This is a genomic window from Psychrobacter sp. 1044, assembly GCF_904846525.1.
Taxonomy (GTDB): Bacteria; Pseudomonadota; Gammaproteobacteria; order Pseudomonadales; family Moraxellaceae; genus Psychrobacter.
In genome coordinates, this window is the sequence record NZ_CAJHAZ010000024.1 from 16477 (window position 1) to 28740 (window position 12264).

A 12264-nucleotide genomic window follows, 5' to 3' on the forward strand; every position below is an offset into this window, starting at 1 on the left:
TGGCACTGATTGACTACTATTATTTAGCTGATTTTTTATAGTAATCAACCATCATAGTGCCTAATGTGCCGTTGTCATCAATAGTGACTATTCTGACCGTACCTGATTGTGCTGCGGTACTCGACTGTACTTGTCCAGCATTACCTAAGACGACTTGGTTGTTTTTAGCTGCCTTTGCCTCGTTACCGATAGCGATGCTATTCATGCCGCCAGCCATAGATTTATTGCCTAACGCTACCGAGTTTGCACCTTGTGCGGCTGCCGCTTCACCAACTGCGGTAGAGCGAACACCACTAGCATTGGCTAGATGACCAAAGGCTTGCGCGCGTTCGGCAGTGGCTTTTGATTGCCAACCGATAGAGGTTGAGCCTAAACCTGCGGCATTGGCTTCCCCGCCAACAGCCGTTGCGGAGTTTAGACCTGCATTGGCTTTATTGCCGACAGCGACCGTATCGTTAGTACCACCAGCCATGGCTGCTTCACCAACTGCGGTAGAGCGAACACCGCTAGCATTGGCTAGATGACCAAAGGCTTGCGCGCGTTCGGCAGTGGCTTTTGATTGCCAACCGATAGAGGTTGAGCCTAAACCTGCGGCATTGGCTTGACCACCGACAGCGGTTGCTGAGTTCAGACCTGCATTGGCCATATTACCGATAGCAACCGTGTCGTTAGTGCCGCTAGACATAGCACTATTGCCTAAAGTAATGGCAGTACTGTTCGTAGTGGTTTGGGTATTTGAAACTTGGGAGTCAGCACCTGTTGCCATAGCAGTGCATGCAGAAGTTGCGGCAATGGCGAGAGTAAGGGAACTGATTTTGAGTGCTAATTTTGATAGGGAGTCCATTTTCATCATGCTAAGTCCTTTTAGACAAGCCATCTTGGCTTAGTAGGGGGTTTGGGTAAAAGCTGATAGATCATAATCCTTGCAATATGAGCATACTCTGGCATAAATAACTTGATCATATGTAGAGTCCGCAACATTAATGTAACACTAATTTTTAACCATTATTCAAATAATGATAGCATTATATTTTCAAAGGTCATTTAAGCCGACGAATGAACAGTTATAATATAAAACTACCGTAAAGGAGAGCATCGGTGCTGTACAACTTTGATGAAATAATAGACAGACGTGATACGGGGTCGTTTAAATGGCATTATAGCGATGACACGATTCCGCTATGGGTCGCGGATATGGACTTTAAGACTGCCCAGCCTATTTTAGCGTCGATTGAACAAGTAGCGCAGCATGGTATATTGGGTTACACCGTGCCGACCGAGCCGTTGTATCAAGCGATTATCGACTGGCATGGCAGTCGTTATGACTTGTGGCTGGAGCAGCAGGATATCCTGTTTTCTCCGGGTGTCGTGCCAAGTTTGGTGATGATGATGAAGGTGTTTACCGAGGCAGGGGATGCGGTACTCATCAATGACCCGATTTATACGCCCTTTATGACCAAGGTTTTGGACAATAATCGTAAGCTGGTGACCTCTGCATTAGACGAGATTGAAGGTAAGTATCATCTGGATTTAGCTGATATAGAAGCTAAAATTATCAAGCATAAAGTTAAGCTATATTTATTCTGCAATCCGCATAATCCGGGCGGACGTGTATGGACAGCGGATGAGCTTGAAGCGCTGCTTTTAATCTGTAAAAAGCACGATGTGGCGATTGTGAGTGATGAGATTCATCAAGATTTAACCTTGAAAGAGCATACATTTACGCCTTTTTTAACCCTAGCAACAGGCTATGAGCACAAAGTAGCCAGCCTAACCTCGATGACCAAAACCTTTAATATTGCTGGTATCAAAGGCTCGATGATCTTTGCTAAAGACAGCGCATTACTGAGTAAGATTAACCAGCAGCAGCGTTTAAGTGACGAGCATGAGCTGAACTTATTTGCTTATATGGCGATGCGCAGTGCTTATGAGCAAGGTGGTGAGTGGTTGGCGCAGGCGCTGACTTATATTGAAGCCAATATTGACTTAACGCTACAGTTTTTAGAAGAGCATTTACCTAAAATTAAGGTGATGCGTCCAGAAGCTTCGTATTTGATTTGGCTAGATTGCTCGGCATATGCGCAAGACGATCAACTGCTCTATGACAGGCTTAGAGCCGCTAAAGTTGAGCTTAGCGCAGGCATTAAGTACGGTAATGAAGGGCATCTAAAAATGCGCCTTAATGTGGCGTGTCCTAAAACGCTGCTGATAGAAGGGTTAAATCGTATGCATACGGCATTAAATAGCGATGCTTTTAAACAGTAATATCATTTAGCAGGATAACCAGTAATGTCCTGAATGCTTTGATATAAAGGCTTTAAGCGCTCATACATTTTGAGATAAACCTCATTATAAAGGCGTTTGTAGAGCTGAACATTGGCGTCAATAGGTAAGAACTCATCGCCCAAATGGGTCATGGCCTTAGTGGCGGTTAAATGGTCGGGATAGACGCCAAGCCCCACTGCACAATTGATAGCAGCGCCTAAGCCTGAAGCTTCATAAGTATGCGGTCGATAAGCGGGTATGTCAAAGATATCTGCCGTCAGCTGCATCGCTGAGTCACTTTGAGAGCCGCCACCTGAGACACGCAGGTGTTTAATAGCTTTGCCTGTACGCTTCTCAATGGTATCAAAACCAAGTTTTAGCTCATACGCAAGCCCTTCTAGGATAGCGCGGTAGACATGCGCTCGCGTGTGTACATCACCAAAGCCAATGAGCGCGCCTTTACCCTCAAGCCCCGGATGACGAACACCGGGTGACCAGTATGGCTGCATCATTAATCCCATACAGCCTGCTGGAATGTCTTTCACCGCTTGATCGAGGAGTTTTTCGGTATCGATGCCTTGGGTCTTTGCTAACTGCTCTTCATAGTGGGCAAATTGCTCTTTAAACCAACTGACCATCCAAAAGCCGCGATAAATCATGTACTCATGATTGTAGTAATTTGGCGCGGCGGCGGTGTAGGCGGGCATATGTTTAAGTATCTCGACATAATTGCTCGAAGTGGTATTAATCGTCGCAGTAGTACCAAAACTTAAGCAGGCGGTATCTACTGCGAGACCCGCTGCGCCTAGTGCTTCGCAGGCTTTGTCACTAGCAGCGGCAATCATTGGGGTGTCTTGTAAGATACCTGTGGCTTTGGCAGCTTTGGCGCTGATGTGACCTAGCGATTGACCAGGAGGGACGATTTTGGGCATTTGCTCAGGTCGGCAGCTAAATAAGCGCCATTTCAAATCTTTAGGTTTTAGCCACGCTTGCGCCTTGAAGTCATAAGGCAAATATCCAACCGAATGGCCTGTCGAATCGGCGAGTTCGCCGGTGAGTTGGTAGGTGAGGTATGCGGAGAGGTTGACATAGTGTGCAGTCTTTTTCCAAATCTCAGGCTCATTTTGTGCAAGCCAGTTGCAGCGGGCTTTTTGCTGTGCCTCTTGTACCAACTCACCCATACCGATGACTTTAGTGAGTGGATTGAGCAAGCCTATGTCATTGGTTTCGCCGCGACGCAAATCCATCCACACTATGGCAGGACGCAGTGGCTGTTTGTCTTTATCCAAACATATCATGGTATAGCGCTGGGTGGCGAGGCTGACGCCGGCAATTTGCTCGGGCGTAATATCGCAGCTTTGCCACAATTGCTGACAGGCTTCGCTTAATTTTTTCCAATAGTAGTCGGCATGCTGCTCCGCAAAATTTGGCTGCGTTGAAAAATACGGTTCGATAATGACGCGGGCTTTGGCGATTTCAGTCCCAAATTGATCGAAGATAAGCGCTCTGACGCTTTGGGTGCCATTGTCGATGGCTAAGAAATAAATAGGAGCATCAAAGTGGTTGGTCATAGTCATCCTTAACTATGTAGTGATAAGCAGTAATAAAGATAGGCTTAAGCCGCAGGCAAGTGATAATAGCATTGCCATAATTGGGTATAGCGTTCAACTTCTTGCTGCCATTTTTGCTCATTCCAGCCCAGTTCCTGCTGGCATATTTGTTTGAGCCTATCGCTAATCAATGGCGTCATTGCGCCATGTGGCAGTATCAATCCCAGGCGTGTGCGTCGCAGTAACAAATCGTCCAAGTGAATGACTTGCTCATAATGGACGGCAAAGCGAATCTCCGCCCAGATGGTATTGCTGTCAGTCACATAAGCCAAGTCATCATCATGTGCTAACTCTAATAAGGCATCAAGCTGTAGACCGTAAAACCCTTGCAAGCGTTGTTGCAATAGTGGTGTTAGGGTTGAAAACTTGGGATTGGTTGGCGGTTGATTACTAAAGACTTGGCTGCTATATGAGATATTATTTTGAGTAGCCGACTCATCAAGTTTGAGCACCTTTTGACAAACCTTCAGCACATCAAGCGCAATTAAGCGAAAGGTGGTTAGCTTGCCACCGCTGACGGTGACCAAATTATTATCCAACCAGACGCTATGGTCGCGTTTTTCTTTACTCGGGCCGACGCGCTTACCATTACCGCTATCAGAAATCAGTGGACGTACGCCTGCCCATGAGCTGATGACATCCTTGCGGCTAATATCTACATTATCAAAGAGATTATTGGTCGCCGCCAATAGGTAATCCACCTCTTCATTAGTGATACCGACTTCGTTATCGTCTAATGGTGGATGATCCAAATCGGTTGTTCCGAGGACAGTTCGATTTTCCCATGGGAAGACAAAGACGGCTCTTTTATCGACAGGATGCAAAAAAGTATAGGCTTGATTAAGCGGTAGGCGCTCTTGACTAACCACCAAATGACTACCACGAGATGGACGAATTTGCTTGTGAAAGCTTTGCTTCGTCTGAGCGCTCGCTTGCATCCGTAAAGTATCTGCCCAAGCGCCCGTCGCGCTGACCACCACTTTGGCATAAACATCATAAGTGGCGGTGCTATTTTGCGCATCGGTATCGACTAGACTTGCACCCACTACCAAGCCTTGCTCATTAGTAATCAATGATTCGGCTTTAAGGTAGTTAATCGCCTGCGCACCATCATGGATGGCTTCATCAAGTACGCGCATCACAAGGCGTGAGTCATCGGTCACTGCATCACTAAACTGACTGGCGCCCAAAAATTTTTCTTGCTTGATGTGCGGATTAAGCTGTAAAAAAGCGTCTTTTTTAAAGTATTTAGAGTAGCGCTTGCCCGCGAGCCCATCGTAGACACGTAGCAAGGTATTGAATATCCATGGCGGTGGAAACTTGCCTTTATAATGCGGCATGACGTAATGCATCTCATTGACGAGACCTTTTGCTTCACTGAGCATGCGCTCGCGCTCACGGACGCTCAGCAAGGTGGTTTTATAGTCACCTGAGGCAATGTAGCGCAGCCCGCCATGTACCATTTTGCTAGAGCGGCTGGAGGTGCCCCAAGCGAAGTCTTTTTGCTCAATGAGTAACACCGCTAAGCCGCGCCTTGCTGCCTCGCGAGCAATCCCAGCACCAGTAATGCCGCCACCGATGATGAGCATATCCCAAGGTTCCTCTTGAGACGAGCGCCGAGATAAAGGCGCTAATGCTTGCTGGCGTTGCTGATGTTGATTGGCTTGGTTCATAAACGACTCATCTCAAATGATACTCAAATTAATCAGCGACTTAACCTGTTTAAGCCAACTAGTGACGCTAAGACGACCTTTTACTCTTTAATTAAAACACCTGGATTCATACGCTGCTCAGGGTCCAAGCTTTTCAGCATATCACTGGTCACTTGGATACCTAGCTTCCCTTTTTCAGCCGCTAGATAAGGCGCATGATCACGGCCAACGCCATGCTGATGCGATATCGTCGCTGTGCCATTGGCCAAACTTGAACTGGCAGCATGTTTGATTTTCTGCCAGCGGCTTAAGGTGCTAGCGTGATCTTTGGCGGCTCTAAAGAAGTAGGTGGTATACAGGCTGGCACCTTGCTTATAGACATGTGAGATATGAGTAAAGGCCATAACGTTTTCGCCTTCATCTGCTAAGGACTTTTTCACCGCCTCTTGCATTTGCGCCATTTGTTCGTCGATATTATTCCAGTTGGTCGCGGTCTCAAAGGTATCAACCATGATGCCTTTTCCCCACAGTGTGCCGCGCAAATAAGGGAATTTAAAGCGTCCATGCGCCCAGACACTGCCCATGATATCGGTTATTTTGCCCGTGACACTGCCTTGCTGTTTTAATAGCTTATTAAACTGCGTCAGTGCCAATTTATTCTGTGCTTTATCCCCTGAGACGCCATAAGTGAGCATGACTTTTTTTGAGCTGAGACCGCGCGCTTTTAGATAAGTGCTAATCGCCATAAACTGGCTAGGCGTAGTACCTAAATGTAGATGTGCGTCAGTCTCGACCGCATTACTCAGGCGCAGCATAGATAAGCGAATATTTTTTTGCACGGCTTGTCTAAGCACTTCTTTACCCGCTTCCCAGTTAGGCAGAAATGCCACTTTAAATAGCTCTTCTTCTGGTTGCGACTGCACCCGCATTTTGACTTCAGTAAAAATACCAGCGCGACCTTCAGTGCCCATCATCATCTCGCGCAGATCAGGCCCTGCTGCTGACGCTGGAATATCCGCAATATTGAGCACGCCTTGTGGCGTCACCAACGTACCACCAGCAAACATCTGCTCGATACGCCCGTAGCCTAATGACTGCTGACCACTAGAGCGCGCGGCAATCCAGCCGCCGAGCGTCGATAGCTCCCAAGACTGGGGGTAATGTCCCAAGCGGTAGCCGTACTCGTCCAATTGTGCTTCAACGGCGGGTCCTTGTGTGCCTGCGCCAAAGGTAGCAATTTGGCTCTCACTGTCTAAGTCAATCAGCTGATCCATTTTGCTCATGGCGATGGTCAATACGGGGCGTGAACCCTTTTGCGGATTGATATGACCCGCTACTGAAGTGCCGCCGCCAAAAGGAATGACGATAAGGTCGTGCTCGCTCGCTAGCTTTAATAAGGTTTCGACATCAGCGGTCGATTCAGGAAAAGCGACCCCATCAGGAAAGGCTTCAAAGTCCCCACCATGCATGGCTATCCAGTCTGGAAAGCTTTGACCACGGGCGTGTCTAAGTCTCACTTCGTTATCGACAGATACGGTATCAAGCTCAGTCATAGCAACAGGCAAGCGCGATTTGGGGACGGTTTTAAGTACTTGCTGTAAGCTCACTGATGATAGTTTTTTGGTTTTACCAATGTGCGATTTGATCAGTTTCGCCCCATGCGCTGAGACTTTTTTATTAATATTGATATTGCCCCAGCCATTCCAGCGCGTTTGCTCGATTGGGGTATTTACCGTATGACCCTTTGAGGCAGCATCTATATTGGTATTTTGGTTATCAGAATTTACTGAAATAGCTTTAGACGGGTCAGATTTAGGGCGTTTTCGGATAAGGGCTTTGATTTTGCTCATAGGGACATACCTGTCAATTTATTATGATTATCTGTGACTATAATAAGTAACTGTTTTCTGTACATTAGTCAACAACGATTGGTGTGCTGTTCCGACTTGCTAATTCTTTATTCCCCACCAAAACCATCAGTCTATGCGCTAAGTAGTACCAAATAACACCAATAAACCCTAATATATAAAAATACCAATGCGGTGAGACTAAGCTTGCGAAGATTTCAGATTAAGTCCATGTGTTGCCGAATAATATGCGGTAATCATAGGCGACACTGATGCAAGCTTCTCTGTAGAATACTATATGAAAAAGCATAATGGCTATTTTGTAATAATGCTTGAACCAGAATTTATGCGTTGCCTATAAAAGCATTAGGTCAATTAATCGCGTTTTTATTCTGTTGATTACTCTACAATGCCTTATCATCGCTACCTAGATGTAGAAAAATATAGAAGAAATGCATTCATTGATGAAATAAAGTAGAGATTTATACTGATGAGCTATAGATTTATATACCAGTTAGCAGATTAGCGTATTTTTATAACCAATAGACTGCTCAAACTTGTTAAAATAGCGCACCAATTTATTTATTGATGGACACTACGTTATGACAACTGCTGCCAACGTTCCTACTATTAAAGAAGATCGCATCTTAATTCTCGATTTTGGCTCACAGTACAGCCAGCTTATCGCCCGCCGTGTCCGTGATTCTGGGGTGTTTTGTGAGATGTTCCCATATGATATCGACACTCAGCGCATTATCGATTTTGGCGCAAAAGGCGTTATCTTATCTGGCGGTCCTGAGAGCGTGCACGCTGATGACAGCCCACGCATCAATGATGCCGTATTTGATCTAGGCGTACCAGTATTGGGTATCTGCTATGGTATGCAAGCGATGGCAGAGCGCTTCGGTGGTAAAGTTCACGCCAGTGACATCCATGAATTTGGCGCAGCAACCATCAATATCGATGGCAAATCAACGCTGACTGATGGTATCGAAGACGCCGCAGCGAAGCTAAATGTGTGGATGAGTCATGGCGATAAAGTGGTCGATGCCCCACAAGGTTTCGATATCGTTGCCAGCACGCCAAGCTGCCCGATTGCGATTATGGCTGATGATTCGCGCCATTATTATGGTTTGCAGTTCCATCCTGAAGTCACGCATACCGCGCAAGGTTCTGCATTACTAGGACGTTTTGTCCATGAAATCTGTGGCTGTGCCGGTAGCTGGACGCCTGACAACATCATCGATATGCGTATCGCACAGCTGAAAAAGCAAATCGGTGATAAGCAAGTATTGCTCGGTCTTTCAGGTGGTGTGGACAGTTCAGTCGTCGCGGCATTATTGCATAAAGCGATTGGCGATCAGCTAACGTGTGTGTTTGTCGATACTGGTCTTTTGCGTCTGCACGAAGGCGACCAAGTGATGCAAATTTTCGCTGAAAACATGGGCGTAAAAGTCATCCGTGTCGATGCTGAAGAGTTATTCTTGACGGCATTGGCTGGCGAGTCTGACCCTGAAGCTAAGCGTAAAATTATCGGTAAAACCTTCATCGATGTATTTGCCAATAGCGCCCGTGAAATCAGCGAGCAAAGCGATGGTAAAGTCATTGAATTCTTAGCGCAAGGCACGATTTATCCAGACGTGATTGAATCTGCTAAGTCGCATCAGGGTAAAGCGCATGTGATTAAGAGCCATCATAACGTTGGCGGTTTGCCAGATGATTTGGCATTTGAGTTGGTTGAGCCGTTACGTGATTTGTTCAAAGATGAAGTGCGTAAATTAGGTATCACCCTTGGTTTACCAGCGAAGATGATTAACCGTCATCCGTTCCCAGGACCGGGTTTGGGCGTGCGTATCCTTGGTGAAGTGACCAAAGAATTTGCGGATATCTTGCGCTCAGCCGATGCTATCTTTATGGAAGAGCTGGAAAAATCAGGCTGGTACGAGAAGACCGCGCAAGCGTTTGCGGTATTCCAACCGATTAAATCAGTCGGTGTGGTCGGTGATGGTCGCCGCTATGCGTGGGTGATTGCGCTACGTGCGGTTGAGACCGTAGACTTCATGACTGCGCGCTTTGCCCATCTGCCGTATGATTTGATTGAGACGGTATCGAATCGCATCATGAATGAAATCGCTGAAGTATCACGCGTGACTTATGATGTGTCGAGCAAGCCGCCTGCGACGATTGAGTGGGAATAAACCGTTTAAGTATTCTAAACGGTAACGGTGTTAACCTAGCTAGATGTACAAACACGTACTATCTGCGCTCGGTTGCCTTGTTACCATTTTAGACTACGTAAACTTATCTAAATAGCTTTTCAACTCAAATTTTTTGAATTGATATATGACTAATCGATAATTACATTAGTTCAATATAGCGATAAAAAAGCACTCAACTTGGTTGGGTGCTTTTTTTGGTTAAAACAAACAGGCAACTAAGAATCCTCTAATTTTTCATTGAACATTTGTCTTTATTATCTATAATAGTGTCAACTTTAATTGGCTATTATTTATTAAAGTCGAGATAAGCCTATCAATTGTTCAATATTTAGTAAAATTAAGGGATAAGATGTTTTGTAATAACTGTAATCAAGAGAATTCAAGCGAGGCAGGATTTTGTTCAAAATGTGGGCATCAGTTCTCTGACGTTCAAGCACAAACACCGCCACCATTAACGCCAGTTAATATTTCTAAAGATGCGCAAATCCCGCAAAACCATTCAGCTTCCAGTTCTGAAAATGCCGATGCTTTATTGGCTGCTTTCGTTGGTGAAAAGTATGACAGTTTTTATCGTGATAAATGGTTTAAAAACCATGAGCCTACTTTAAATACTGACAATAAAAAATTTAATTTTCAAAGCTTCAATTTAGCGGGGTTTTTCTTAGGCTCGTTTTGGTTTTGCTATCGAAAAATGTATCTAGCTGCCTTTTTAATCATAATGGGTATAACCGTCATTGATCTGGTTTTGATGTATTTGCTTGGTATGGAAAAGTACAGTATGTTAGGCCAATCCCTTTTCATAGGCGTATGGGCAGGCTTTGCTGGCGTAATGGGTAATTACTTTTATCTTAATCACAGTGTTAAAAAAATCAAAAAAATTACGGATACTTATACAGATTCGGCTGTAATTAATGAACAATTAGCCAAGCAAGGTGGCACGTCGTGGGTTGGTTCAATCGGTGTTACTCTCTTACTTATATTACTTTCGGGCGGTATAACCTACTTACTCGCGCCTGAGTGGTACTGGATAGTGTAGTACGTCTAATAAATAAGGTTAATCTAAGGAGGCGAGACAAAAGCGATGGAACCATTAAAACAAGCATATGATTTGGAACTAACGGATAAAGATCATGGGCAAGGTTGGGCTTTTGGTCGCCCAGTCGGCATCACCACGGATCAATGGCCGCGAAGCAGGATTAACGGTCTACCGATGGCGCACTTATGGACGATATTAGTGCCTGAAGCGTATCGCGTAAAAGGGAAAGATCTTGTGGCAATATCGCTCTTTCAAGCGGATGATCATGTTGAAGATAGGGTAGAGGGTGTTGAAGATATGATTACTAACCTCACTGAGGTGAATGATACAGACGCTGAGAATTTTTGGGCGTCACTGAGTCGCTATGCTAACTATCGTCACCCTCAAGAAATCTATCTTGAAGATATGATTGGTGGCGGTTGGGCATTGATTTGGCTAACGGAAGCAGAGTTTTCTGGTCAGTCCACGCCGCTGCCTAGTAAAGAAGATGGTATATATCCAGATTATGAGATTGAAGCGTGGGGTAGCACCTGCTTTGTTAAAGATGAGCCTGCTCAGTTTATTCAGCATATTGTCCGAATAGATGATCCTAACGTTGGCAAGATGCTTGATGAGTGGCCAGATGAAGATGATGGAAATGCCTATATTCCGATGTTCTCTGAAAAAGGTGAGATGCTAAAGCTTGATAGGTTTCATGCAAAAAGTCATTTTGGTGGTACGGCCAATCCTATTCAAGCGATGCCAGAATTTAGCCCTTTTTATATTGAGTTTGAAGAAGAGTTTGGTAATGCAAATATGGGCGGTGGTAATGGGCAAATTGATTTGCTGAATAATGAGTTTGATTGGGCGTGTGGTTAGTTGTTGATAATGTAGAAGTGACTTATGATGTGCCGAGCAAGCCGCCTGCGACGATTGAGTGGGAGTAGGTTGAATTTTAATGAGTCTACTAAGGATGATTATACTTATATGTGTAATTATCCTATAATAGATTTTTATGGACTTTAGTTCTAAAGTTTAGCTTTCAAATGAGATGATTATAATGAATAAAAATTATGTTGCAAAAGAAGTTAAACTTGATGATTTGGTTCTAGATAAAGAAAACCCAAGATTTTCTGAGCTTTATAATGGTAGTAGTAAAGAGAGTGATATAGTCGAGTACTTATTATTTACAGAAGCAGCTGAAGAGTTAACTAAAGCAATTGTAGATGCAGACGAATTTTATTATGACAGGCCTTTATGGGTCTTCAAGGTTGATGAGAAATATATTGTTAAAGATGGTAATAGGAGGTGTGCAGCCGTAAAAGCTTTACAAACACCTAGTAAGTATAATTTAGATTTACCTAGATATGAAATAGATAAAATACCAGTATTGGAGTATCACAATCTATCAGAGTTAGAAAAAAGAATACGACTTGAGCATACTAGCAATTTGTTTAAAAAATGGGGACGGATTGCTAAAGCAATTGAAGTTTACAGGTTGTTTAAATCTGGTAGTTCTTTGGAGTCTTTAACTGAAATAGACTCTAAACCTAAAGAGTTTATAAAAATAGGATCTTTCTATAGTAGAGTTCAGATAAAACCGATACAATACATAAAAACTAATCAACTATTCAGATAAACCATGACTTATTCAAT

9 protein-coding genes are annotated in these 12264 nt (G+C 44.4%); 5 read left to right on the plus strand and 4 right to left on the minus strand.

The window, feature by feature from the left end; all coding sequences use genetic code 11:
• Window positions 1-19: 19 nt before the first annotated feature.
• Window positions 20-853 carry a hypothetical protein gene (locus tag JMX82_RS12875; RefSeq protein WP_201540832.1) on the minus strand — a complete coding sequence of 278 codons (834 nt, stop codon included), beginning with the start codon at window positions 851-853 and terminating at the stop codon, window positions 20-22.
• Window positions 854-1098: 245 nt separating this feature from the next.
• Here JMX82_RS12875 and JMX82_RS12880 point away from each other — a divergent pair, with 245 nt between their 5' ends.
• A complete protein-coding gene (locus JMX82_RS12880; RefSeq protein ID WP_201540833.1) occupies window positions 1099-2265 on the plus strand; it encodes a MalY/PatB family protein in 1167 nt (388 codons plus the stop codon).
• A gap of 2 nt (window positions 2266-2267) precedes the next feature.
• On the opposite strand, the gene JMX82_RS12885 is transcribed toward JMX82_RS12880, so the two are convergent.
• From JMX82_RS12885 to JMX82_RS12895, 3 genes are all read right to left on the minus strand, one after another.
• A complete protein-coding gene (locus JMX82_RS12885) occupies window positions 2268-3836 on the minus strand; it encodes an FGGY-family carbohydrate kinase (protein ID WP_201540834.1) in 1569 nt (522 codons plus the stop codon).
• 44 nt (window positions 3837-3880) lie between these two features.
• A complete protein-coding gene (locus tag JMX82_RS12890; protein ID WP_201540835.1) occupies window positions 3881-5548 on the minus strand; it encodes a glycerol-3-phosphate dehydrogenase/oxidase in 1668 nt (555 codons plus the stop codon).
• Window positions 5549-5628: 80 nt separating this feature from the next.
• On the minus strand, window positions 5629-7377 hold the full coding sequence (locus JMX82_RS12895) for an FAD-binding oxidoreductase (protein WP_201540836.1): 1749 nt from the start codon (window positions 7375-7377) through the stop codon (window positions 5629-5631).
• A gap of 599 nt (window positions 7378-7976) precedes the next feature.
• Here JMX82_RS12895 and guaA point away from each other — a divergent pair.
• From guaA to JMX82_RS12920, 4 genes are all read left to right on the plus strand, one after another.
• Complete coding sequence (guaA, locus tag JMX82_RS12900; protein ID WP_201540837.1) at window positions 7977-9572, plus strand: glutamine-hydrolyzing GMP synthase; 1596 nt, start codon at window positions 7977-7979, stop codon at window positions 9570-9572.
• Window positions 9573-9942: 370 nt separating this feature from the next.
• On the plus strand, window positions 9943-10629 hold the full coding sequence (locus tag JMX82_RS12905) for a DUF2628 domain-containing protein (protein ID WP_201540838.1): 687 nt from the start codon (window positions 9943-9945) through the stop codon (window positions 10627-10629).
• A 45-nt stretch (window positions 10630-10674) separates the two neighbouring features.
• Entirely contained in the window at window positions 10675-11487 is an 813-nt protein-coding gene (locus tag JMX82_RS14285; protein ID WP_227676782.1) for a hypothetical protein, read from the plus strand.
• A 181-nt stretch (window positions 11488-11668) separates the two neighbouring features.
• The gene (locus tag JMX82_RS12920; protein ID WP_201540839.1) at window positions 11669-12247 is read left to right on the plus strand and encodes a hypothetical protein; all 579 of its coding nucleotides are present in this window, start codon (window positions 11669-11671) and stop codon (window positions 12245-12247) included.
• The last annotated feature ends 17 nt before the right edge of the window (window positions 12248-12264 follow it).